22 protein-coding genes are annotated in these 23311 nt (G+C 60.3%); 7 read left to right on the forward strand and 15 right to left on the reverse strand.

Annotation, left to right across the window (positions count from 1 at the left end; genetic code table 11):
- Positions 1–730 precede the first annotated feature (730 nt).
- Complete coding sequence (locus DFR49_RS02435; protein WP_004211621.1) at positions 731–1270, forward strand: hypothetical protein; 540 nt, start codon at positions 731–733, stop codon at positions 1268–1270.
- Positions 1271–1279: 9 nt separating this feature from the next.
- Here DFR49_RS02435 and DFR49_RS02440 read toward each other — a convergent pair whose 3' ends face one another.
- The 3 genes from DFR49_RS02440 to DFR49_RS02450 form a co-directional block, all read right to left on the reverse strand.
- Entirely contained in the window at positions 1280–1762 is a 483-nt protein-coding gene (locus DFR49_RS02440; protein ID WP_004211619.1) for a helix-turn-helix domain-containing protein, read from the reverse strand.
- A 409-nt stretch (positions 1763–2171) separates the two neighbouring features.
- Positions 2172–2672: a helix-turn-helix domain-containing protein gene (locus DFR49_RS02445; RefSeq protein ID WP_051156916.1), complete on the reverse strand. Its 501-nt coding sequence runs from the start codon at positions 2670–2672 to the stop codon at positions 2172–2174.
- A gap of 395 nt (positions 2673–3067) precedes the next feature.
- Positions 3068–3694: a hypothetical protein gene (locus DFR49_RS02450; protein ID WP_004211616.1), complete on the reverse strand. Its 627-nt coding sequence runs from the start codon at positions 3692–3694 to the stop codon at positions 3068–3070.
- A gap of 515 nt (positions 3695–4209) precedes the next feature.
- Between DFR49_RS02450 and DFR49_RS22485 the strand changes: the two genes are divergently transcribed.
- From DFR49_RS22485 to DFR49_RS02465, 3 genes are all read left to right on the forward strand, one after another.
- Entirely contained in the window at positions 4210–4770 is a 561-nt protein-coding gene (locus DFR49_RS22485) for a cell wall hydrolase (protein ID WP_080604515.1), read from the forward strand.
- 204 nt (positions 4771–4974) lie between these two features.
- Positions 4975–5265, forward strand: coding sequence for a type II toxin-antitoxin system TacA family antitoxin (locus DFR49_RS02460; RefSeq protein WP_004211612.1), 291 nt, complete (start codon positions 4975–4977; stop codon positions 5263–5265).
- Positions 5262–5786, forward strand: coding sequence for a hypothetical protein (locus DFR49_RS02465; RefSeq protein WP_080604513.1), 525 nt, complete (start codon positions 5262–5264; stop codon positions 5784–5786). Before DFR49_RS02460 ends, DFR49_RS02465 begins: the two co-directional genes overlap by 4 nt.
- 68 nt (positions 5787–5854) lie before the next feature.
- Here the strand turns inward: DFR49_RS02465 and DFR49_RS02470 are convergent, their stop codons facing one another.
- The 10 genes from DFR49_RS02470 to DFR49_RS02520 all read right to left on the reverse strand — a co-directional run bounded on the left by DFR49_RS02470 (position 5855) and on the right by DFR49_RS02520 (position 15706).
- A complete protein-coding gene (locus DFR49_RS02470; RefSeq protein ID WP_004211609.1) occupies positions 5855–6700 on the reverse strand; it encodes a type II secretion system minor pseudopilin in 846 nt (281 codons plus the stop codon).
- The gene (gene gspD / locus DFR49_RS02475) at positions 6697–8772 is read right to left on the reverse strand and encodes a type II secretion system secretin GspD (protein ID WP_004211608.1); all 2076 of its coding nucleotides are present in this window, start codon (positions 8770–8772) and stop codon (positions 6697–6699) included. Before gspD ends, DFR49_RS02470 begins: the two co-directional genes overlap by 4 nt.
- A 462-nt stretch (positions 8773–9234) precedes the next feature.
- Positions 9235–9792, reverse strand: coding sequence for a type II secretion system protein GspM (gene gspM / locus DFR49_RS02485; RefSeq protein WP_004211607.1), 558 nt, complete (start codon positions 9790–9792; stop codon positions 9235–9237).
- Positions 9789–10814, reverse strand: coding sequence for a PilN domain-containing protein (locus DFR49_RS02490; protein ID WP_004211606.1), 1026 nt, complete (start codon positions 10812–10814; stop codon positions 9789–9791). The genes gspM and DFR49_RS02490 overlap by 4 nt, the downstream gene beginning before the upstream one ends.
- The gene (locus tag DFR49_RS02495; RefSeq protein ID WP_004211605.1) at positions 10811–11503 is read right to left on the reverse strand and encodes a PulJ/GspJ family protein; all 693 of its coding nucleotides are present in this window, start codon (positions 11501–11503) and stop codon (positions 10811–10813) included. The genes DFR49_RS02490 and DFR49_RS02495 overlap by 4 nt, the downstream gene beginning before the upstream one ends.
- A gap of 3 nt (positions 11504–11506) precedes the next feature.
- A complete protein-coding gene (locus DFR49_RS02500; protein ID WP_004211604.1) occupies positions 11507–11881 on the reverse strand; it encodes a type IV pilus modification PilV family protein in 375 nt (124 codons plus the stop codon).
- A complete protein-coding gene (locus tag DFR49_RS22490; protein WP_080604512.1) occupies positions 11878–12378 on the reverse strand; it encodes a GspH/FimT family pseudopilin in 501 nt (166 codons plus the stop codon). The genes DFR49_RS02500 and DFR49_RS22490 overlap by 4 nt, the downstream gene beginning before the upstream one ends.
- Positions 12296–12730, reverse strand: a complete 435-nt coding sequence (gene gspG / locus DFR49_RS02510) for a type II secretion system major pseudopilin GspG (RefSeq protein WP_004211603.1) — start codon at positions 12728–12730, stop codon at positions 12296–12298. Before gspG ends, DFR49_RS22490 begins: the two co-directional genes overlap by 83 nt.
- Positions 12731–12743: 13 nt before the next feature.
- On the reverse strand, positions 12744–13955 hold the full coding sequence (locus tag DFR49_RS02515; protein ID WP_004211601.1) for a type II secretion system F family protein: 1212 nt from the start codon (positions 13953–13955) through the stop codon (positions 12744–12746).
- Entirely contained in the window at positions 13955–15706 is a 1752-nt protein-coding gene (locus tag DFR49_RS02520; protein WP_004211590.1) for a GspE/PulE family protein, read from the reverse strand. Before DFR49_RS02520 ends, DFR49_RS02515 begins: the two co-directional genes overlap by 1 nt.
- A gap of 528 nt (positions 15707–16234) precedes the next feature.
- On the opposite strand from DFR49_RS02520, the gene DFR49_RS02525 reads away from it, so the two are divergent.
- The 3 genes from DFR49_RS02525 to DFR49_RS02535 all read left to right on the forward strand — a co-directional run bounded on the left by DFR49_RS02525 (position 16235) and on the right by DFR49_RS02535 (position 19811).
- Positions 16235–17944, forward strand: coding sequence for a substrate-binding domain-containing protein (locus DFR49_RS02525; RefSeq protein WP_004211589.1), 1710 nt, complete (start codon positions 16235–16237; stop codon positions 17942–17944).
- Positions 17945–19225: 1281 nt separating this feature from the next.
- On the forward strand, positions 19226–19522 hold the full coding sequence (locus DFR49_RS02530; protein WP_004211587.1) for a hypothetical protein: 297 nt from the start codon (positions 19226–19228) through the stop codon (positions 19520–19522).
- A 52-nt stretch (positions 19523–19574) separates the two neighbouring features.
- On the forward strand, positions 19575–19811 hold the full coding sequence (locus DFR49_RS02535) for a hypothetical protein (protein ID WP_004211584.1): 237 nt from the start codon (positions 19575–19577) through the stop codon (positions 19809–19811).
- Between the two features lie 82 nt (positions 19812–19893).
- Here DFR49_RS02535 and DFR49_RS02540 read toward each other — a convergent pair whose 3' ends face one another.
- Together DFR49_RS02540 and DFR49_RS02545 are read right to left on the reverse strand one after the other, a co-directional pair.
- Positions 19894–21762, reverse strand: a complete 1869-nt coding sequence (locus DFR49_RS02540) for a tetratricopeptide repeat-containing sulfotransferase family protein (RefSeq protein ID WP_004211581.1) — start codon at positions 21760–21762, stop codon at positions 19894–19896.
- A gap of 44 nt (positions 21763–21806) precedes the next feature.
- Positions 21807–23309, reverse strand: coding sequence for a Hint domain-containing protein (locus DFR49_RS02545; RefSeq protein ID WP_004211579.1), 1503 nt, complete (start codon positions 23307–23309; stop codon positions 21807–21809).
- Between the last annotated feature and the right edge of the window lie 2 nt (positions 23310–23311).

The raw sequence follows: 23311 nt of genomic DNA on the forward strand, positions 1-23311 counted from the left end.
GCGTGGCTTCTCGCACGCCGTCCCCCTGCTCGACCGTTCAAATCCGGCGGCGACAGGCGCGCGCCTAACTGCGAACGGTTAAGCAGATTCCGGTCGCCATTTCAGTTGTGGGTTCCCGCATTCTTCCGGACTTGATCTGAATTTTGGCCAGCACTTCTGAAGAGGCATTAATTTCGAGATTTCGGGCGCTTATTGTTGCTTTCGGCCTAGCGGGAGCGGCAGCGCGTGCGACCTTCTGCGTGCCTGGTTGGCCGTCATCGCTCCAAGTCATCGGCGTGACACACCAGGAAACTAGACACCCTGCACTAGGGATTCTCCTAGGGGATTGCTGCATCGCAATCGGAGTGGAGGTGGGGGATGTAAGCAGCGCGCTTGAGCTCCGCATGCCACAGCGACACGGTCGGGGATGCCGATGTATCCCCTTGAGACAATTGTGAGACACCGTCTTCTTGCAATTACTCGAGGTTTTGCTTACCGACCTTGCTGCTCGTGGAGACGCGAGCGGAGGCGTGGAAACCTCCTCAATGACTCAGAGCCGGCCAGCTTTGGCTACCGGGCAGCGGACGCGTATGTCCAAGGCCCCGGCCTAAAGGCGTTCGCGCCTGATCTGAGTCTCAGGTTTCCAATGCCCGGTTTCGCGGGGCTATAGCACTTCCATTTTCGGAACGTGCTTCCGGCTGCCCAATTGAGATGCACGAACTTGTTTTCGTAAGGTCACGCAGGATCGATCATGGAGAAGTCACCCGAATCTGGCACGTCGGCTGAGGACAACGAGGAGAATGACGAATTCCTCTGCGCCATTGCCGCTGAGTCCATAAACGACGCGATCGTGCTTTTGCGGGAATTGAACTCGGGACCATCGATCGCGATGCCGCATCTCGAGAACGCCCTGACTTTGCTGGCGACCGATGGGCACAGCGTCGCCGATTGTGCAGAATCGACAGGCGCGCCTGGCATTAAAAGCGCCGTCCCCGGAGCCGGGCTTTCGCCGATGGCCATTGATCTCATCGTGGAACGCCGCCTGCGCGAACTCGACGCAGATATGAAGCAATTCGCCCAGAAAAAGCAGATCCTTCAACCTCATATGCAATCCGAGGTTGTCACCCAAACACGGCAGCAGGCCATTGCGCTGATGATCGAGGCCCTTAGTCTTCTCGATAGTGTGCGAGATGATGAGGCGACAGGTCATCTGCAATTGGCGCTCGACCGAGCGATCGGCCAACAGCCGGACATCTTGACCAGAAGGCGTCGCCAGCAAAAGCCTCATTAAAACTTCCAGTTAGTTCGGTTTGATCAGGTCTTCCACACAGACAGGTCCCGCCCTCAGTTTCTTGCGCCATCTTCCCGGGGTAATGCCGGTCAGGCGCCGGAATGCCTTCGTGTAATGGCTCTGATCCGAAAAGCCGCATTCTGCGGCAATCTCGCTCAACGTAAGCTTCTGGTCATGCAGTAGGGACGCAGAGCGTGTGATACGCTGGCGCAAGTGCCAGCCATAGGGCGGAATACCGACAGTGTTCTTGAACGCTTTCGTAAAGTACGCCGTCGACATTCCCAGCCCCTGGGCGATTTGCGCTACCTCAAGAACACCGGTCATTTGGTCGAACATCAACTCCTGCGCTCGTTTCAGTTGCCACGGGGCCAGTTTCATCCCCTTGTGGTTTCGGCGGGTGTGAATCATCTTGTTCAGCACTTGATCTACCGGCTGGCGGTCAGCATCATCGCTCAAACTACTCTTGCCTGCCGGCAAAGCGCCATGAACCATCAGCATCTCCTGTAAAAAAAGGATGGACGGGAATTCGGCAACTCAATCAGCCTCGATACGCGAGCGCCCCTCCTTGCCAGCAGCGATCGTCACGACGATTCCGAGCAACGCGTGCGCCAGCCTCTATTCAGTAGACACGTTGACACGCCCATTCTGGCAAAAGGAATTTCGGCATGTGCTCGCCTGAAGGACTGAGCGATCGCATCGATCCGATGGCGCATGAAGTTGGCGCGCTCTGGGACCGGTATATGGTCAACTGATACAGCAGGGGCCGATCCACTGCCTCGCAGCCAGCAAGCCATGCGCGACCAGGCTCATTATCTGCCGCCATGAGCTATCGCTGCCCCAGTATCAACCTCGGAGGAAGTACCCCCGGCGTAAAATCCAGGGAACGATGAACGGCATAGCATCACATCTCATGGATGACCTTGACCGTCTGGCCGGCACGCGGCTGTAGGGAAGCTTCGCGGTGCCGACGGCGCCATTGAGTTGGGCTGATCCCGGTAATGTCCGAAAAGGATTTGGAGAAATGGCCTTGAGAGGAAAAGCCGCATGCGTTGGCAATCTCGGCCAGGGACCAGCGGGTTTCTGCAAGCAAATGGAGAGCATGGGCAATCTTGGCGTTCAAGAACCAACGATAGGGCGCAACACCGACGGAGTTGCGAAAGGCTTTTGAAAAATGCGTCACGGAAAGGTCGAGGTGCACCGCGATGTCTGCGATCCGCATTCCGGTGGCGATTTGTTCCGCCATGCCCTTCTTGGCAAGTTTGACCTGCCAAGGCGCGAGGCGCGCAGCGCTGCTGGGAAGCGCCGCCCCGACATTGGAAACCGAAAGCACATCAAGGTCAATGCCTGTCTCGTCCATCGTCATCTCCTGTAGATGCAATGGGCGACCGATCTCCAAATCCATGCCCCGAGGCCTGGTTAGCCGGGCCTCATTTTCCAGCTTCAGCGGGCACAGTACGTGGAAATTTCGATCCGCACATGCTTCTATTATGAGAGACACTTCGGCGCCGAGAACTGGCAAGCGCAGGATGAAAATTAATATTTGTCGTTCAATATCAGTTTATTGAATGATACTCCTGCCGCGCTATGGAAGAGGCGGATGTGCGGGAAACCTGCAAGCATGGGCTCCTTCCCACCAGAAGGGCGGCCCCTCTTCCCTAGCCCCCACGAGGCCGGCTGCCGCCATGCCATTCGCCTGAAAGGGCATCCTGCCGGGGCATGCCCGGCACGTTATCAAAGTGCAAATTTTGGCGCAGCAACTTCTACCGCGAGTGAAGGGCAGCTCGTGTTCTCTTTGGCCTATAGCGCTGCGGAGGCCGCAGCCTGAGCCTGATTGCCGAGCTTTACGCCGCATTGGCCATAGTAGAGGTTCTTGAGGTCGAAGGTGACGGCGTCGTTGGCGCTGGTGAGAAACATGGTTGCAGTGGATTGGTTTGGAGCAATGCCGTCGATGACGACCAGTTTCACCGCGACCTCACTGATTGGCTTGGTCATTTCTACGCGCTGCGGCCAGAAATCGACGACGCGATCAAAGGCATGAGCTTCTGCGTCGCGCGCAATACCATCGGGATCTGCAACGATCCTGGTCTGAGGATCAACTGGCTCCGGTGGCGCGGTCGCTTCGGGTGGCGGTGCGGTGCGGACCGGCGTTTCGGGCAGGAACAGGCTGAACTTGTGGCGGCTGGAATAGGTGTATTCCGATGGATCCTGCTCTCGCTGGGTATCGAAATTTGAAATCCTGCCGAGGCTGCAATCGAGCAATCGCGCCGGGATCATCTTGGACGCTTTGGCGTCGACACCCGTCGGGATTGTAGCCGGGACGACGGCTGACGCCGCACCAGACCCGACTTCCGGCGCTGACTGGAATGCATAAACGGATAGCCCGAGAGCGGACACGGCTGCGATTGCGCCCAGTTTAAGGATCATTTTCTTGCTCCCAAGGTCAGTTATGACGGAAGCGGCCGCTGTTCGCAGCCGGAATGGAGATAATTTTATGCCAGGATTGTGCAAATTTCATCGTTTTGTCGTCGCTTGATCCGCAATTCCGTGGAACATTACTCAAGGTCAATATCGTTAAATCTTTTCATATCCATGACATCATAAATATAAATTCATCAATATATAGATTTGTATTTGAATCATATCTGTACAATTGGCATTATCGAAAGATAAAACCAAAAATTGTGAATCATTGATTCGCTTTTTAATGTGAATTTATAATAACTCATTAATTATTATGTATAATTACTACGAAGGATGGACATGCCGTGATCTGTAAGACCATCCGGATCGCCAATGCAAGGTCACGAAATGTTGGATGTTGGCAACGAAGCTCAAGCACCAGCGCACAGTCGATCAGAACTATCATTGGTGCCATTGCCGGAGGGGCTGCACTTGTAAGCAGTAACCCGATTCATGCCCAACTTCAGATTCCGCCATCGATGGAGGACTATTCCCGAGCATCGGAGTGTCTTACTCTCGCTGTAGCCTACGAAGCGGGCTACGAGAGTCTGGAAGGGAAGCAAGCGGTCGCAGAGGTGGTGCTGAATCGCCTGAGAAGCGGATCATTCCAAGGAACCGTTTGCGACGTTGTCTTTGAAGGATCGACCCGCCGCACCGGATGCCAGTTCAGCTTTACGTGTGACGGCTCGCTAAGGCGCAGATTGCCTGAACGCGTCATGGCCGAAGCCAGACTGGTCGCCGAGGACGCGCTGGCAAATCGCATACCTGCGCGTGCGCCCGGCGCGACACACTATCACGCCAACTATGTCAGCCCCTATTGGGCGCCGACGCTCACCCGTGTAACCCAGATTGGGGCTCACATCTTCTATCATACGCCAGGAAAACCTGCCCCATATGGCCGCGTCAACCTCGTGGACGCGCCCCTTACCACGATGTCCTCGCGCAACTCGTCTCCGAATTCTCAAACGCCAAAGGCAGAACCCGCCGTTTTCGCCCCATGGGGACTCGGCCCGGATGCATTGGCGGGCCGTGAGCCTTAAATCTGTAGCTGAGCGGTCGTTTTGCGAGAAATGAGCTTTTGCAGCTATGTCGGCATTCAGGGCCACTACGGTAGTCCATAAAAATGGCTACACCTTCCGATGCCCCCCGATATCCTCCAACGGCGATGCAGTCGGGTGTCAACAGCACATCGGCGTTGCATTTGTCGGTATATTGCCGTACATAAATGCCGAAGGAGTATCGCTGTGGTCACCAATTCTCAGGAGCGCCGCTCGGAACGGCTTGAAGTGCGGGTGCCACCTTCATTGCATAACCGTGTGAGCCAGGCAGCCGCCCTACGTGGACAGACGGTAGCAGCCTTCGTCACTGCAGCGGTTCAGGATGCCGCGCAGCGCGCCATGGACGATGCCGAGGTGACACGCCTCAACCGAGATGAGTTCGCCGAGGTGATGCGCGCAATCGATGGCGAGCGGGAACCCAATTCCGCGCTGGCCGCGGCGGTGGCCCGTCACCGTGCGATCACAGGTCATGTGTGAGCAACGAGATCAGAATCCAGATTGAGCGGTTATCTGGAGACCATGATCGAAGCATGTTCACCTGCGAGCAGCCCTCGCTCACCCACTATCTGCAGAAATTCGCAGGCCAGAACGAGCGCAGCGACATTGCCGCCTGTTTTGTGGCGGTCGAACCGGGCTCTACCAAAGTTCTCGGCTACTACACCATCTCAGCGCATGCCGTGCTGGAAAGTGAGTTATCATCTCGTCAGAAGAAAGGGCTACCCAGTTACGATCGGATTCCTGCCTTTCTGATCGGACGGCTCGCCCGGGACGTTTCGATGAAAGGCAAGAGGCTGGGCGAAGTTCTATTGGTCGATGCGATGGCGCGTCTCTGCGCGATCGAGGCCGCCGGGCGCATGATGGTTGTTGATCCTATCGATGACAACGCCAGCGCCTTTTACGGCCGCTATGGGTTTGAACCGCTTGGTCAATCGACGACGCGCTTGTTCCTATCGATGAAGGCAGCACGCAAGGCGTTTGGCGCGCCCAATGCGCCGTGATCAGATCTCGCGCGCCTATCTGCTTGCAAAAGGCCCCTGATCAGTCGGCGGCAATAATGCCGTTTCACTCAGTTTGACGCCCTGACAAGATAGGGGCGGTCTTTTCTGCCAGTGATTTCCACGACGACACGGCGCACGGCCCGGGCGCCGTTCGGTAGCTTGGCCTCGACAATGATCGTGAGCGGTCGGCCAGCAACGTCCGTGGCGTCGGAAAAGGCGAGCGCAGTCCGTTGTCCATCCCGTTCTCGTGCCCGGTCGATGGCGACTGGACTCCCGACCTGACCTCCCTTTTCCATAACCGCAAGGGCGCGCGGATCGGCGAATTTCGTATCGAAGGCTGCGCGCGCGGTATAGGCAGTGGCGATCGGGCGGATACGCTCGACGAGCTGCGTGTCAAATCCCCTAATGCTACCCAATTCCTCGATCGACGCGAGGAAGCCGTTGGCCGGGCGAATCCCCGCACGCTCATAATAGACGCTCTCGGCGCCGAATGGCCGCACCTCTTCATCGCCATCGGTCCAGTCGAGAAGCGAATCCCGTGCAATCAATAGGCGATCGCCCTGGAGTCCGACTTCTTCAAGGAGGCGGGTCGCCATGGCTTCATCCAACTGTCCGATCGGAACCTTTCCGCGTTCATCCTCGATTTTGACGCGGATGCGGGCGTCCCTGAAGGAGAAGCGCTGTTCCCGGCCATCGATCGGCCAGCGCTGGGTCGCATCGGTAGCGAGGAGATTGCTTAGGGTGCGCGCGACCCCAGCGTCAGCAGCCGCCCCCGCCTGGAGTTGATCATGCTCGGCCGCGACGTCGTCGATCCCCATCCGTGTCGCGGAGAGAATTGTCAGGGCCATTGCCGCGAACACAGCGATGCTGGCGACGGCCGCGACCAGCGCATATCCTTCCTCACCCTGCTTCACGGGATGGTGCCATGCGTCCGAAACGGCTCGAGCGTCCGCAGTTTTCCTCGCAGTTCCTCGGTGACGGCGCGGCCATCGTCCGGAGTTCGAATGACCTGAGGCTTCAGGAGAACGATGAGTTCGGTGCGGTTTTGACGATTGTCATGATTTCCGAAAAGACCTCCGAGCACGGGAATTCGGGAAAGGATCGGAATGCCATTTTTCCCGATCGTTTGAGAATCCCGAAAGAGGCCGCCGAGCGCGATGACCTGTCCGTCCAAAACGGCGACGGAGGTTGAGATGCGGCGCGTGGAGATCGTGGGCGACGCTGCACCGGAGCTGCTGTTGGCAGCAGCGCTGTTGGGGTTGACGTCGCTCACTTCCTGCGAAACGTCGAGCAGGACCGTGTTTCCTGCATTGACGCGCGGCGTGACGCGAAGGATCACACCGGTGTCGCGATATTCGATCGCGTTGACGATAGGCGCATTGGGGTTTTCGACGCTGACAGCGCTGCCTGTCGATACCGGGACCTGGTCGCCGACTTGCAGCGCGGCGGTCTGGTTGTTGAGCGTGACAAGCTTGGGTGCTGAAACGACGCGGACATTGGTGCGCTGTTCGAGCGCGTTAAGCGCGGCGCTGATGCTTCCGCCGGCGAGGAAATAGCTGAAGCCTGCCTGATTTGAGCCGGTGGGCATCGATGTCCCGTCGGTGACGCGAAAATTGCTATCTCCCGTCGCCCAGTTCCACTGAACACCGTAGCGCAGGGTATCGGTCAGCGTAACTTCTGTGATCGCGGCCTCGATCATGACTTGTAACGGCGCAATGTCGAGTTTGCGGAGGGCATCCTCTATCAAGGCGTATTCGCGGGGCGTCCCATGCACGACGATCGCGTTGTTGACTTCGTCGGCCGTGATCTTGCCGCCGCTGCCGCCAGAAGAACCAGAGCGGTTGTCGCCCTCGCGCGCGCTTTCCCGCGAAGTGGAGGCGCCACCGGCGGATCCTTCAGTTCCTGCAGGACGCGGTGTCTGTGAGGAACCGCTTGCAGAACGGGTCCGGCCTTCATCGCTGCTCCCGAATGGGTCGGATTGATCCCCCTCCCCGCCGCTGCTGTTGCCGTACGCCTGGTTGAGTGTCCGGGCGAGATCGCGGGCACGGCCGTGAAGAACGCGGTACACGAAAATGCGCTTCTCCGCATTTTCGCCCTCGCGATCGAGGATTTCGACCCAGCGACGGACATCCTCCAGATATTGACCGTTGGCGCTGACCGCGAGGATCCCGTTGATCCGTTCCATCGTGATGAGTCGGACCAAGCCGCGGGTGGGGGCATTTTCGGCGTTGATGAGTTTGTCGAGTTCGGGAACGATAAGGCGGGCGTCGGTGCGTTCCGGAACATAGAGCCCAAAGCTCATGTTCCGCAGCCAGTTGACGTCGAACTGCTTCAGCATATCCCGCGCGCTGCTGCGCTGGCCGGTCGTACCAGCGATCGTGATCCTGTTGCCTGCGGGGTCGATGTCCGCCACCACACCGGGGATCGCACTGTCGATGACCTTGCGGACTTCCTCGGCGTTGATGAACTGCAACGTGATTACTTCCGTTCCAAAGCCAATGGCATCGGGAGCGACAGGTGCCTTAGCCGCAGTCTCCGTTCGCACCGAAAAGCCATTGCCTATTGGGACCAGGGCGAGTTGGGCGGATCGCAAGGCCGTCTCAAACAGACCGATGATCTCCGAGCGCGCCACAGATCCCGGCGTCACCAGTGAGACCTGCCCATTGACGGTGGCGTCGACCTCGATCGGGATGCCCGTCACTTGCTGCACGGACGAAGCGACAGCGCGGACGTCCGCCTGAGGCAGATTGAGGCTCACATTGCCGCCGCGGATAGGGCGTGGTGCCGCTGCGGAGCCTTGCTGAGGGATCGGTCCTTCGCCGTCAACAATCGTGGAGCGCACTTGGGGCGCCGCCCGTTCCGCCTCGGCGACGATGGCGGGTGGCGTGGGCATTTGGAGCGGCACCGGAGCCTGAGTCGCGGCGCAACCTCCGAGCGAGAGCGTTACCAGGGCGATCCCGGCAAGCAAATTTGGCTTGATGTTCATCTTTGACTCCCATTCGCAGCCGCATTCGCCGGCAGGGGGGCTCCCGCGCCGAATGGGACAATGATCCTTTCTTCACCGCGTTCGAGCAGCACCGCGCCCTCGCGCACGGCGCGCAGACGCCAATCACCAATCCGCCCCCCCACAGCGATGCTTGTCGTTCGGCCGTCACCGCCTTGAACGACGGCATAAGTCGCGCGCCCGATCCGGATGGAGCCGACGATCTTGCGATCGCCGATCTGGCTTGCGCCGCCGGACGCCGCACTTGCGGAGGGCGCGAAGACTGAACGAGCAACGATTGCCTGACCGCCTACCGCACGTTCGGGCGTTGCATTGGATGAGCGGGAGGATCCCCCGCGGCCGACTGGGCCCGGGGGAGGCAGTTCGACATCGCCTGCGTCTGTTAGCTGAATCGCGACGGCTGCCGCGAGCAAGGCGCACAACAGCAGTGGTAGCCGTGCCGTCTTATCGAGCGGGGGCAGCGCGGATAGGAATCGCGATTTCAATTTGAACATCCATTGTTGAAGATTGGCCGGTGACGAGAGCGTCGTTCGCATCGACTGAAACGGTCTCCACGATGAGCCAGGGAGGGTTGTTCTGGAGCTGATCGAGGGTTGATACGAGTTGCGGGAGGTTCATTCGCGCCGCGATGCTCGCGCGCGCCCACCCCGCTTCCGCTTCTGCATCACCGACCCCGCGCACTTCGCCGCCGCTCCGTTCGACAATGCGCTGAGCCCGCGCCTTAAGCTGCTCCCGCCCCGCTTCCGCGTTTGCCGCGCCGATTACATAGGCCTCTATGTTTCGTCGGGCGTCTTCGGCTTGACGGCGCAATCGGGGGACCGATGCGATCGTGCGTTGATTGTGGAGATAGCTCAGGTTCAGTTGTTCGCGCTGCTGTGCCCTCGTTGAGAATCCAGCGGCGATTGGCGCAACGATTGCGAACCAGAGCACCGCAATAAGCGATACGAGGATAAGCAGGGCTACGAGCCTGCGCTCGCGGGGAGAAGTTGGACGGATCATCATCGGCGGGCGATCCTCGCCCCGATATCGAACGGCTCTCCGGCGGGCACTTCCGCCTGGATTTCGTCATTCATTGCGCGCACGTCGGCAAAGTTGCCGGACCGGCGCAGTTCGCCGGCGATGTCAGTGCGCGGCGGCTTATAGCCAGTGATTTTCACGGACGTTCCATCCCAGACATAGCGCTGAAGCCAAGCACCTTGGGGAATCGCTTCACTGATGACCGCTAGTCCCCCGATGGCATCATGGTCGCGTCGTTTGGCGAGCGAGCGGGCAACCAGCGTATGGTCCTGACCAGTCCTGCGCGTGATCGTCTTAGCGACGGTGACGACTGGCTGTTGCTCTTGCACGACCTGTTCAAGTCGCTCGACAGAGCGGACATCCTTCCAGATGAACAGACCGGTATTGATGACCACGAAGCAAGCCACGACCGCCCAAATCAGAGGCGTTGCGCTTCGGGGACGCGCGATCAGGCCAGCTTCGTGCATCGCCGGTGCGAAATCGAGAGGCGACGCAGCCGTCCGGTTATTCTCAACGAAAATGCGAACAGCAACCACCTTGGCGTCGGCAATCGTCTCCGCAATTCTTCGAGCTGTTTCGAGCGGCAAGCCGGCGATCTCGACACGGATTTTTGCCGGATCTGCCGTTGATCCAACCCTCCGTGCGGCGATGATCGTGGTTCCGCTCGGGAACGGTAACAAGCCATCACCCTCGAACGATGCCATTCGCTGCAAATCCCGATCGTTCAGCGCCGGCCGTTCGATTACACGGGCAAGACTCTCGCTGCGCGAAACGATCACCGCGACACGCTCACCGGGATGAGGACCATCGCTGGCACCCTTTTGGCCATTGGCGACTGGAGTCAGGGCGCCATCGGCAAATCGGTAGTGACCCAAGCCATCGGAGCGGGCATGGCGAAGCCTTGCAGGGAGCAATTGCTCGAGCTCCGCAACCCACCATCGGATGCCGCTCGCGATCCAGCGTCCGATGGTTGCCATATCTGCATTGAGGATTCTTTTGGAGCTCATCGTTCCTCACACTTTCCGGTCACCGGATCATTCCGACAGGTGCCGTAGCTGGTTGATCGGGGACGGATGACGAGGTCGGGCCAGATACGGCGATCGGTCTCGGCAAAGACAACCCGGACGCGAATGAGTTCAGGCGTTGTCGAGCGGTCCCACCAGCGATCTTGCCAGGCACGAGGCGCGCCGGGTTCGGGGGGCCCAAGATAGCTGATGGAAAGATTGCGCACACCGGTGAGCAGCCGGTTCGGGGTCCAGCCCACGAGGTCTGTTCCGCTCCTGTCGATGCCCATCTTACGTGAGTGGGCACTGTAGAGGACGAGATCCCCATTTGCGGTGCGCGTGAGGCGAAATCGCTGAAGAGCGTCCGCCCCTTCCCGATCGAACGGTGGTCCGACGAAGGTCAGCACGCCGCCCGTGCCGCGCAATTCCACGATTGGTATGGCGGAATCCGACCGGGTGATCGGGCGAAGGCGTTCGACGGCGCTGCGTAGGAGGTTTTGCGCGGCAACAACTTCGTCGACAGCGTTGATCGTCGCGCGGCTTCGCCCGGCGAGGATGCCGGCAGTCGTTAGGCCCTGCAGCAGGAGAGTCGCGGCCAAACCCATCAGCGCCAGGCTGACGAGAAGTTCGATAAGCGTGAAGCCGCCTTCCCGCTCGAATTGATGATCGTCAATGTAGCGCCACTCAGCCATTGATCACTGATCCAATCGCAGAGTTTCGACCCGGACGAGCTGGCGCCCCGTGTTGCGGTCCAGAACGTCGATCCGCACCTGCTGAAGGGCAGCCGCGCTATCACGGGCTTCGCTGCGCACAGTGTGGTGGGTGTAACGCCATGCAAGATCACCCTGGTGTCCGCTTTCGGGCAGCTCGCCTGGTCCAGAGGCGATACTGGCATGTGCGAGGAGGGAACGAGCAAGCAGAACGGCCTCGCGTTTCTGGGCGGTTCGGTTGCCTGCAAGCGCATGCGTGGAAACCGAATCGAACAGCATGGCGGACATGCCGGCGATGACAGCGAGGGAGACCAGCGTCTCGACCAGGCTGAAACCGGCTTCAGAGGGCGCCACCTTCATGATATGCGCTCGATGAGGCCGGTGGTGGGACGTACTCTCCAGCGCCGAAGTCTGACGCCATCGGCAACCGCAACTTCGCCACCGCTCGCAGACCCATCGGGGTAGAAGGTGACGCCGCCGGCGCGAGGGGTTCCGCGTAACCGTGCAGGCAGACGATCCACGACTGCACCAGCAGCAAAATCCCGCTGGTCAGAAGATATTGCAAAACGAACGGTGATGCCGCGACGCATCGCGTCCGCTCGCGCGCTGCGGAGCGCTGTCTCGAAGCGGGTCGCCCCATCGAGAAACTCCTGGTAGCGCAAGGCGGCCCCTACTGCTGGAAACGCGATTCCTGCGGCAAGTCCAAGGATCGCCAGAACGACCAGCGCCTCAAGAAGCGTGAACCCTGCGTCGGGGTGAGAGCGAGCCCTCGTATCACCAACTGCCCACATCCTTGGCCTCCCCGGTGCCGCCAGGTTTGCCGTCGGAGCCGAGGCTGTAGACATCGACCTCGCCATGCTCGCCGGGAATACGCAGCAAATAGGGGCGTCCCCACGGATCGGTGATGGCAGACTGCTCGGGGAGATAAGGCCCGTTCCAGCTCGGAAGATTCTGCGGAGCCTTCACCAGCGCTTCAAGGCCCTCTTGTTCGGTTGGATAGCGCGAGGCGTCGAGTTTGAAGAGATTGAGCGCTGCGACGACGTTCTTCGCCTGGACCTGTGCGGTCTTGGACTTGGAACTGTCGAGATACTTGATGACCTGCGGGCCGACGATCGCCGCTAGGAGGCCTAGGATCGCCAGAACGACAAGAAGCTCGAGGAGTGTAAATCCGGCTTCCTGCCCAGCGTCTTTTCCGGGTCGTTTTCTCATTCTGTTTCTCCCTTCATGAAGACAGCGCAAGGTCGTTGAATCCGAGAATCGCGGACATGATGGAGGCGATGATGCTTGCCACCGTCACGCCGAGCAGGACCGTGATGACGGGTGTGAGGATACCAATGATGCGTTCGAGACGCGTGCGGACGTCCCGGTCGAGAACGTCGGCGAGGCGGGTCAGCATCATGCCGAGTTGGGACGTTTCCTCGCCAGTGCGCAGGAAGCCGATCGCGAGCTTCGGGAGTACGCCGGAAGCTGCAAGTGGTGCCGTCAGCCCCCCACCCTCCTTGACGCCATCGGTGACCTTGCCGATGGCTGCCGCCAGGACCTGGTTGGTCAATGTGCGCTGCGATAGCGCCAGCGCAGCGGGAAGACCGACTTCACCTTCGATGAGCGCGCCCAAGGTACGAGCGAACCTGGCGGTCTCGATACGGCGAATGAGCTCACCCAATTGCGGTAAACGTAGGGCGACGCGATCACGTGCGAGACGGACCGCAGGCTGGCGCAAGGCGATGGCAGCGGCGAAGATGCTGCCCCCGAGCACAGCAAGTATGGCGATCCCGTAATGTCGAAGGATCTGGCTCGCGGTCATCACGACGAGCGTCGCAGTCGGGAGTTTCTGGGCGGTACTGGTGAACATGCGCTCGAACTGCGGAACGACGAAGAGGAGCATCAGGAGGACGACGCCAACCGCAATCACGATGAGGGCGATCGGGTAGATCATCGATGAGGTGACCAGACGCCGCAACTCGGCTTCCTGTTCGAGGGCACTCGCCAAGCGTGTCAGTGCTTCCCCAAGCCGGCCGTTCGCCTCGCCCGCTTCCGCCATCGCGACTGCGGTCGGCGAGAACAGTTCCGGTTTTTGCGCCATGGCGCGAGAGAGCGGCGCGCCTTCGCGTACATCGCGGAGGATATCGGCCAGATGGACGGCGACATCCTTGTCCTCGACGTTTTCAACGGCCAGTGAGAGCGCGCGGTCGAGTTGGAGGCCGGCTTCGAGGAGTACCGCCAGTTCACCGACACTGATCGCAGCAGCCTGGCGCCCTTTGCCCCGCGCTTTTGTCCGCTTAGCGGTCTCCATAGCCGGGACCACCACAAGTTCGAGTGGGCGGGCGCCATTACGACGCAACGCGGCCGCGGCATCACGGCGATCGCTGGCTTCGAGCTCGCCTGAAAGGCTCGAACCGTCGCTCTTGACGGCCCGGTAATGGTAAGTCGCCATCAGCCGTCCCCGCTCCCGACACGCATCACTTCTTCAAGTGTCGTGAGGCCTGCCGCCGCCTTGGCAACGCCATCAGCAACAAGGCTGCGCATTCCCCCGGCTTCCCCCGCAGCCTGGATCTCGGGAGTGTCAGCGCTGTGCAGAATCAGGCGCGAGATGGCAGCATCGACGCGAAGGAACTCCAGTACCGCGACCCGTCCGGAATAGCCGCTGCCGCCGCATCGATCGCATCCATGCGCATGAAAGAATTGGGCTGGTTCGACGGACCCTAGCAGCGGCGCCAGTACAGGGGGAATCTCGTCATCAGGACCATAAGGTCGCCTGCACTCGACACATAGCCGCCGCACGAGGCGCTGCGCCAGGATGCCGGTCAATACCGATCCGAGGAGAAATGGCTCGACACCCATGTCCAGAAGGCGGGAGATTGCGCCTGCCGCGGTGTTGGTATGCAGCGTGGAGAGGATCATATGCCCGGTGAGCGCCGCCTGGACTGCAATCTGCGCGGTTTCCGTGTCACGAATCTCGCCCACCATCATGACGTCGGGGTCTTGCCGGAGGAAAGAGCGGAGCGCAGTGCTGAACGTGAAGCTGATGGCGGGATTGACCTGGGTCTGGATGACCCCTGGCAGCCGGTATTCGATGGGGTCTTCGACGGTGAGCAACTTGCGGTAATCCGCGTTGAGTTCGGAAAGCGCCGCGTAAAGCGTGGTCGTCTTGCCGCTGCCGGTCGGCCCGGTGACGAGGACGATGCCATGCGGGCGGCCGATGGCCTCGCGCATCCTCGCGGTGAGTTTCGGGTCGAACCCCAGTGAGGTGAAATCAAGTGCAAGGCGTGAGCGGTCGAGGATGCGCATGACCACACTTTCGCCGTGGATAGACGGTGAGGTCGCAACGCGGAGATCGATTTCATGGCCGCGAACCGAAATACGCAATCGACCGTCTTGTGGTAGGCGGCGCTCGGCGATGTTGAGGCTCGCCATCACTTTGATGCGTGAGACCAACGGGGCCCGCATCGCGAGTGGAAGCTTCGTCGCCTGCCTCAGCATACCATCCACGCGAAATCGAACGATCAACCCATCATCGCTCGGCTCTATATGTATGTCGGACGCTCGCTCATCCGACGCGCGCGCGATCAGTCGGTTGACGGCGCGGATCACTGGCGCGTCGCTGACGAGGTCTTTCAACCTCTCGAGATCGTCGCTGTCGATCTCGCTTTCACCCTCTTCGGCAGCCTGCGCGGACCCGTGGTAGAGCCGCTCGATCGCAGCGTCGATGTCGCTGGCCCTTGCGATCAGGCGTTCGACCGCCCTTCCCCCGAACATGAACTGGAACGCTTGCTCAGGGAACGGATCAAAGGGATCGCTTACAGCGATGCGGACTTTTGCCTCATCGGCGTAGATGGGGATCGCCCGCGTTTCGCGCAGGAAATCGAGGGAGAGCCCGGGTCCTTCGACAGCGGATGAAGGTAGGGCAGCCCCCTCGATCACCGGAAGGCCGGTATGCGCAGACATTTCGGCTGCGATTCGGTCCTCGGAAAGCAGGCCGAGTCGGGTAACGACGGCATCGAGCCGTTCGTCGGTCTCGGCGTGGATGAGGAGCGCGCGCTGCAAGCTCTCGTCTGCAAGCAATGCCCGCGCGCGTAGCATTTCCTCGAATCCATTGGGATTCGCGGCAACCGGGCCATCCTCGTCCGTTATCGGCGCTTCCCGAACTTTATGCCAGGATCGTGCAATATTTGACACGCGGAACATGCTACCCCTGCTCATGCCTCCTGTGACAGTCCCTGCATAAGGAAAAAAATATCCAAGAGAACTAACTGGATATAAGCTATATCCTCGCATTGCTACAATATAGTTGCAATCAAATCTCCTATCATCTCGTCGTATCTAAAATGTCCAACCGAAATGGACAGAATAAACTGATGAGATTTGCTGTAGTTCAAACCCATCATAACAAAACTGTCATTTAGACTCGATAGATTTTGATTGTCGGATAGTGATCGAGTCGCAATCCGGCAAATTTGATAGTCCGATTGTTATTGCCGGATGTGTGACCCGAATATTCGGGTAACGGCGGGTGGATATGAGTCCTCGCGACGATGTCTGCTGGCGCTGCGTGTAGAACGAGGGTCCGTGCCATATCTTGCGATGTGGCAGTCGGGACTTTGCGTGACCGGGAATTTGCAAGGATCAGGCGCGCCGATCTTCGGATTGGTGAACGATGATCTGCGCGCTGAAGACTTTACGTTTTTGTTTCAAACCGAATGTAGGAGAAATACAATGAAGCGTATCAATTCCGCGCTCTTCCTGGCGTCCGTCGCCAGCATGGCGCTCGCCTCGGCTGCATCAGCAACCCCTCCCGGCCCCAACGACGGCGACAACGCCCTCCATGGCACCGGCGCCAGTTCGGTCACGAACGTCCTGAACGATGAATTCAACAGCAAGCCGCCGCTCGCCGCCGATTTTGCAGCGACCTATGTGCCCACCGGTTCCGGCAACGGCAAGGCGGCTTGGCGCAGCAATACCCCGCAGGTGGTCGCCCAGCCGACCTGGAACACCGTCCAGTTCGCTTTTTCGGACTCGTCGATCACCGCCGGCACATCGACAAGCGACCTCGACCTCTACAATGTGAATGTGAAGCCCTTTGCCGGCAACGGCATTCAGGTGCCGAAGTTCGTACTGCCGGTGGCATTCGCCTATAACCCGGTCTATGCCAAGAACCCGACGTCAGGGGTCGAATACCGCTTCAACGTCCAGTCGCCGCAGTCACTCCCCGACGCAGTCACTGGCCTGCCCAAGGTCGTCGGCGGCCTCCGCCTGAGCCGCGCCGCCTATTGCGGCATTTTTAACGGCACGATCAAGAACTGGAACAACAGTACGCTTACGACCCTCAACGGCGGCGTATCGCTCAAGGATCCGGCCGACCCGAACTGGGGTACGGTAGACAACAGTTCTACGCAGGGCGTTCCGATCCGCCTCGTTGGCCGCCTCGACAAGTCGGGCACGACCGACATCTTCACTCGCGCGCTGGCAGCCCAATGCCCCAGCGGCAGCCGCATTACGACCAATGCCGAAGCGCTCGCGTTCAATCCCGTCAGCACCGCGCCGAACTTCACGACAGTTCGCTCCGACAGCCCGTACAAGCCAGGCGGTACGGGTTTCGCCGGGACAACCAACTCGGTGGGCAACCAATATTTCGACAAGACAAGCCTTTCAATCCTCTCGGTGAGCGGCGGCGTTGTTTCGCAGCCGACCTCCGCGACGGGCGATGGTACGGGCCTGTTCCTGCTGGCCGATGGCAGTGGTACCGTGAGCAAGGCGATCGAAGCAGATCCGGACATCGGGACCAGCACCTACAGGGTGAACGGCAAGCTCGGTTATATCGGTGCCGACTTCATCGCCAATGCCAAGGGCGCGTCGCCCAAGGTGTACTCCGCGGCCCTGTCGCGGCCGTCTGCCACCTCGACCTTCCTCCTGCCGAGCGCGGCGAACGCCACCAACGCCTTCATCGGCATCTTGCCGCCGCAATCGGCCACGAACGGCGCATTCCAGGTGGCTGACACGCGGCTGGTCCGCAATCCGGCCGGCGGCGCGGATATTCAGGCCCGCCGCAACAACCCTCTTGCCTGGTATGACGTCCTCTATGTCGGTGGCGCAAACCTGGCAGCCCCGACTGCTGGCTATCCGGTCACGGGTACCACGCAGGCTCTGCTGAATACCTGCTACAAGACGAACAACTTCCCGCATATCGTCCAGTGGCTGGGCTATAACTACGGCACCCCGACGGACGCCTTCACCAATACGACGACCGGCCTTCTTGCGAAGTCCAATATCGCCGCGGTGTCTGACGAATGGAAACGCGCCGTCATCCAGACCTTCCTGGTCAATTCGAACGAGACGAACAGCAGCCAGCGCTTGGGCGATCTCGATCTGTGGATTGAATCGGCGGCCACCAGCGGCAAGGACCACTGCAACGTTACCGGCAACTGATCCACTTTGAACAATACGCACTTGGCAGCCCCGGAGAAATCCGGGGCTGCTTTTCTGAAAAGACGTTTCGCGGAGCAAGGCCTCGCGATTGCACAGCTTTCGGCGTCACAATCGGTCGGCAGGTTCTAGACGGCCCGGCCGCAGGAGAGAAACGATGAAGCTTGCCGGTCATGCAATCCTTTAGCTAGCGTTGCCAGCATGTGGCTCGTCTTTGCCGCTTTAGCTCAGACTACTCCCGCACCCGGTCCTAAAGATGGCGCCTTAGCTCTCCAGGGCACCGACGCCACTTCCTCCGCAAATGACATTGTCGATCTGATCGACTGGATGAAGATGAACGAGCCGCTCTTCGACGCAATTTTCTCCCGGCCACCTCTGGTACCGGCAAGAAAGCCTGGCGCAATACGACGCCCCAACTCGGCGCATTCGGCAGTCCGTTCAGCGGTTGGCACATTGTCCAGTTTGCATTTTCGGAATCGTCCGTAACGCTGAGCGACATTCTCGCCTACAACAAGAACGTCAAATAGTTTGGTGGAAGCGCTATCGTCATCCCGCAGTTCGTGCTGCCCATCGCGATCGCCTTTAACCCGGTCTATGCCGAGAACTCCGTGAATGGGATCGAATACCGGTTCAATGTCCAGACTCCGCAGTCGCTTCTCGACGCCACCCCAGGTCTGGCCAAGGTCGTCGGGGGCTTGCGTCTGAGCCGGCTGGCCTATTGCGGCATTTCTAATGTCGGGATCAGGAACTGGCACGACGCGTTGTTGACCATGCTCAACGGCGGTGTGTGCTGGGAATCCTGCCGACGGCAACTGCTTCCGGAGTTCCGATCCACCTCTTCGGTCGCCTCGACAAATCGGGCGCGACGGACATCTTCACCCGCGCTCTTGCCGCGCAGTGCCCCGGCGGTAGCCGCATCACGAACGATGCCGAAGCCTTGCCGTGCGATCCTACGCTGGGAACCGCTCCCGATTTTACCGACGTCCGGATAGATACGCCTTACCGGCCAGGAGGGGCAGGCTTCGCTAGTTCGACGAACGCGGTCGGCAATCAGTATTTCAACAGAACGACCGGGTCCATCCAATCCGTTAGCGGCGGCGTTCCGTCGCAGCCAGCGGCGGTGGGCAACGGCACAGGCCTGTTCCTGCTGGGGGACGGCAGCGCTGGCGTCGGCGCGGCGATCGCAGCCAACCCTGACATCGGCATGAGCGCCTATAGAGTGAACGGCAAGATCGGATATATGGATCCGATTATATCGCCAATGCGAAGGGCGCGTCGCCCAAGGTGTTCACCGCCGCCCTATCGCGGCCATCGGCCACCACGACCTTTCTCCTGCCGAGCGCGGCGGAAGCCGCGAACGCCTTCACCGGCATCTTGCCGCCGCAATCGACCGGCACAGGCGCGTTCCAGCTTGCCGACACACGGCTAGTTCGGAGTCCGACCGGCGGCGTGAAACTCGCCGCTACTCGCGATAATCCGTTCGCCTGGTATGACGCGCTCTATCCGACCCCGCTTTCCGGCCTAGCAAGTCCGTCTGCTGGCTATCCGATCACCGGCACCGCGCAGGTGCTGCTGAAATAGCTGCTACAAGGCGTCCAACCAGCCGCACATCGTCAAATTGCTCGGATACAATATGGGGACACCGACCACTGTGTTCACCAATCCTACCATCGGCGTACTCGCGAAGTCGAACATCGCCGCAGTGTCTGACGCATGGAAACGCGCCATCATCCAGACCTTCCTGGTCAATTCCAACGAGATGAACAGTGGACAGCGCCTCGGCGACCTAGATCTCTGGATCGAAGCGGCGCAGACGATCAGCGCTGATCATTGCAATGTCGGCACCTTGTCTGGCACTCCGGGCATGTAAGCCAATGATCGTTGACCACGGTTCCCCGACGCTGCAAACGTTCGGGGTCCGCTCCATTCTTTTCGAGGGGATCAAAAAGCCGTCATTCTTCAATCTTGTATCCCAGCTGCTCAATCGCCGGCATGAGTATCGGAATTACCGGCTCGATGTGCCGGAGGTAGTTGCGGTAGCGGTGAACCGAGCGGGTGTAGAGCGGCTCGGTAACCTGGGCGTAGCTCGCGGTACGGGCGTAGCGGGCGTTCTCATGAAACGCGAGCGTAGCCGGATCGAACGGCGCCCCGATGAACGCAAGCAGGCCGCGCACCTGGTTCTCCTGCTCGGCGACCAGATCCTCGTAGCGCACGGGAAGATAGTTCAGCGGCAGCGCTGCGCGGTAATCGGCGATGAGATCGGCAATCAGGGCGTAATGCGTCGCTGCTGACTCCAGCGCATAGGCGCAGTGGAACCCGTGGGTCAAGCCGTTCGAGAACACCGACAGCACGACGTCGAGCGGGTGCCGCACCAGATGCACGATCGGCGAGCGGGGGAACAGGATGTGGATCAGCCCGAGGTGCGTCTCGTTGAGCGGCATCTTGTCGGTGAACCAGCGCTTGGCCGGATCGACCGCGCCGAACCGCACTGCCTCGTTGAGATAAAGGTCGCGCAAGCTGTCGACCTGGCCGGCGCGGTCGCCAAGCCACATTTCGGAGAGCGCCTTGGGATAGGTGAGCAGACTGCCGAGCAAGCTCTGGGCGCGGTCGGCAAGCTGGTGGATGATCGGCAGTTCGTCGCCGGCAGCGATGTCGGGATGCGCGCTAAGCGTCTGTTCGACCAGCGTCGTGCCCGAGCGCGGGAAGCCGATGATGAAGATCGGCTGCGGATGATCGTCGCGCACGCTCGCGCGCGGCAGCAGCCGCGAGCGTCCCTCGGTGAAGAACTCTCGGAGATCATTGACCAACCGTGCAGCGCGGTCGACCTGATAGCCATGTCCCGTCACTTCGGTCTGTCGGGCCTTGAACGCGGCGAATGTCGCGAACGCCTCATCGTAGCGGCCCATGCTGTCGAGGATCTGCCCTTTCTCCTGCAAACCGCCCGAGGAACCAGCCTCGCCTGCGTCGAGCAGGGCGAGGGCCCGGTCATTGTCACGGGTGCGGTGGAACAGCGTCGCGCGCGCGATCGGCAGCTGCGGATGGCCCGGCGCCATCGCCTCGGCCCGATCTAGTAAAGCTAACGCCGCCTCGAACTTGCGGTCAGATTCCTCGAGCTTGGCCCATGCCAGTAGCAGGTTTGGATCGCTGGTGCCGTCCGCAAGCGTCCCGAACAGCGCGCGCGCCTCGTCGATCCGGCCCTGGTCGCGTAGCGCCACCGCAAGACTGGCCTCGATATCGCGGCGCGGCACATCGGGTCCGCGCGGCACCGGCAGATTCAGTGCGATCCGGAAGTGATGCTCGGCCGCCTTACCATTGTTCGAGGTGAGGAAGGCCCGCCCCATGATCATGTGCGAGATCAGCGCCTCCGGCGCGAGCCTCACCATGATCCGGGCGTGGAACTGCGCGCGCAGCATGTCGTGGCGGGCCAGAAAATACTGCGCGGCGATCATGCGGGCGACGGGATCGTTGAGATGGATGCGCGCGAGCCGGTCGACCACCGCGCCGGCCGCATCCCAGTTCTCGTCCTTCTGCAGCAGATCGAAGAGCGCCTGCAAAGCCTCCTTGTGGCCCGGAGCGAGGGCCAGGATCGCGAGCACGGCTGCACGCACGCCCTCGCGGTCGTGCCGCTTGCGTGCCGCTTCCAGCCTATCCGCCTTGTCCGTCTCGTCCTCGGGCAGTTCGCGGACCACCTGCCGGGGATCGATCCCGCAGCAGTGCATGCGCAACAACCCCGAGCCGCAGGAACACGCTTCGGCGGCCGTGACGACGGCATCGGGAACTACAGTCGTATCGATCGTATCGAGCAAGGCGGCGCTTTCCAAGGAGAGCCGGTCCGGACCCGCACAGGCCCGGACCGGATAACAGGTCAGGCCGCGACGCGCAGGGTGGCGGCTTCGCGCCGCCACGTGGGCGCGACCATGGCGAGTTCGATATCGATCGTGCAGGCGCCGCGGCCTGCAAGCTCGATCACGCCTGCGCCATCGCTCCAGCGCCAGGCCGTGTTGCCGTGGCTCTCGGCGGCATGGAAGCCGGCGCCAAACAGATCGGCATCGAGGGCGACCGCCTCACCGTCGGTCCTCAGCGCCGAGATGGCGACACCAAGGCAGCGGCGATCGGCCATGCCCGGCATGACATGCGCGAGCACCCCGCTGGCCGAGCGCAGCACCACACGTTCAGCGGCGGGCACCTGGAAGCGGAAGCTACCCTCCTGCTCGGGCAGGATCGTGACGCCATCGGCCTCGATCACCAGGTCGGCGACTTCGCTGCGCATCCAGCCCAGCTCTTCCGCACGCGCAAACAGACGCTGCTGGATCGTGGTCAGTTGGGGGCCGTCCATCACCATCGGCGCACAGGCATCGTCCCAGCTCTTGGGATCGAGGCGGCCGTGCAGTTCGATGCTCTCGCCATTGTTGACGAACGAACGCCGATTGCCGTCGTCGAGATAGGTCTCGCAGGGCAGGCCCTCGGCGAGGATCACATCGTGGCTGTCAAGCTCGATATGGAAATAGCGCACGCTCTCGACAGCTTCCTGAACGATGGTCGCGCCGTTGATGAGATGGCTGACCGGAACCAGCACGCCGTCGACATAGACGGCATGGCCGGGAGAGAGGCGCAGATCGCGCTCCGGCAGGCCGGAACCAAAGGCGCCGGCGCAGATGCGGACCGGGTTGACCTCGTTCGGACGCGGATGGCGCGCCGGGCGGGCGAGCAGTTCACCGATCCACTTGATCGTGCGGATTTCATTTGAAGCCGTGAGCACCATGTCGCCAATATGCAGTTCCTCGACGGCCACACAGCCATCCGGCGTATCGAGGCTGGTAGCCTCTGCGAAACATACGACAGGCTCTTCCGGAATATTAAAGATGCTCGGGTCTTTTTCGAATGTGGTGGCATTCAAACCGATGATTACATCATCGGCATCGCCAACCCCAGGGGCATCCGAACTGACGCCATATGAGCCGAACACGAAGATATTCGGAGGTCCGCTAGGTGATGTAAAATCTCCGCCCGTCGTTGGACTGTTAATATTCTCATGGTCTGAAAGCAACAGCCCATTCTCAGAAAATCCATAGACCCAAAAATCGATAGGATTTCCATCACCGTCAACCACACCTTCGAACTGCAACTTTCCAAAATTCGGAAGATAGTAGTTCTGGTAGCCATATTCGTTTGGCTCGCCGAGATGCCCAGCGACATATTCATTACTTAGTACCGATATCACTCCAGGAGGGGGAATTTCATCGTCCCAGAGACCCAGGGGATTAACACTCGACCCTCCACTGACAGAACCGATGATAACTCGCGCAATTTCATCATTGCCCAAGTTAATCGCATTGAGAGCGTCAATATTAAAAGGATTGCCTGCCATTT

Source organism: Hephaestia caeni, from assembly GCF_003550065.1.
Classification (GTDB): Bacteria; Pseudomonadota; Alphaproteobacteria; order Sphingomonadales; family Sphingomonadaceae; genus Sphingomonas; species Sphingomonas caeni_A.

Bases quoted from the DNA above. Each gene is read 5' to 3' on its own strand.
- DFR49_RS02435 (WP_004211621.1), top strand. From the start codon at position 731: ATGGAGAAGTCACCCGAATCTGGCACGTCGGCTGAGGACAACGAGGAG.
- DFR49_RS02440 (WP_004211619.1), bottom strand. From the start codon at position 1,762: ATGGTTCATGGCGCTTTGCCGGCAGGCAAGAGTAGTTTGAGCGATGAT.
- DFR49_RS02445 (WP_051156916.1), bottom strand. From the start codon at position 2,672: ATGGATTTGGAGATCGGTCGCCCATTGCATCTACAGGAGATGACGATG.
- DFR49_RS02450 (WP_004211616.1), bottom strand. From the start codon at position 3,694: ATGATCCTTAAACTGGGCGCAATCGCAGCCGTGTCCGCTCTCGGGCTA.
- DFR49_RS22485 (WP_080604515.1), top strand. From the start codon at position 4,210: ATGGAGGACTATTCCCGAGCATCGGAGTGTCTTACTCTCGCTGTAGCC.
- gspD (WP_004211608.1), bottom strand. From the start codon at position 8,772: ATGAACATCAAGCCAAATTTGCTTGCCGGGATCGCCCTGGTAACGCTC.
- gspM (WP_004211607.1), bottom strand. From the start codon at position 9,792: ATGATGATCCGTCCAACTTCTCCCCGCGAGCGCAGGCTCGTAGCCCTG.
- DFR49_RS02490 (WP_004211606.1), bottom strand. From the start codon at position 10,814: ATGAGCTCCAAAAGAATCCTCAATGCAGATATGGCAACCATCGGACGC.
- DFR49_RS02495 (WP_004211605.1), bottom strand. From the start codon at position 11,503: ATGGCTGAGTGGCGCTACATTGACGATCATCAATTCGAGCGGGAAGGC.
- DFR49_RS02500 (WP_004211604.1), bottom strand. From the start codon at position 11,881: ATGAAGGTGGCGCCCTCTGAAGCCGGTTTCAGCCTGGTCGAGACGCTG.
- DFR49_RS22490 (WP_080604512.1), bottom strand. From the start codon at position 12,378: ATGGCGAGGTCGATGTCTACAGCCTCGGCTCCGACGGCAAACCTGGCG.
- gspG (WP_004211603.1), bottom strand. From the start codon at position 12,730: ATGAGAAAACGACCCGGAAAAGACGCTGGGCAGGAAGCCGGATTTACA.
- DFR49_RS02515 (WP_004211601.1), bottom strand. From the start codon at position 13,955: ATGGCGACTTACCATTACCGGGCCGTCAAGAGCGACGGTTCGAGCCTT.
- DFR49_RS02520 (WP_004211590.1), bottom strand. From the start codon at position 15,706: ATGTTCCGCGTGTCAAATATTGCACGATCCTGGCATAAAGTTCGGGAA.
- DFR49_RS02525 (WP_004211589.1), top strand. From the start codon at position 16,235: ATGAAGCGTATCAATTCCGCGCTCTTCCTGGCGTCCGTCGCCAGCATG.
- DFR49_RS02535 (WP_004211584.1), top strand. From the start codon at position 19,575: ATGGGGACACCGACCACTGTGTTCACCAATCCTACCATCGGCGTACTC.
- DFR49_RS02545 (WP_004211579.1), bottom strand. From the start codon at position 23,309: ATGGCAGGCAATCCTTTTAATATTGACGCTCTCAATGCGATTAACTTG.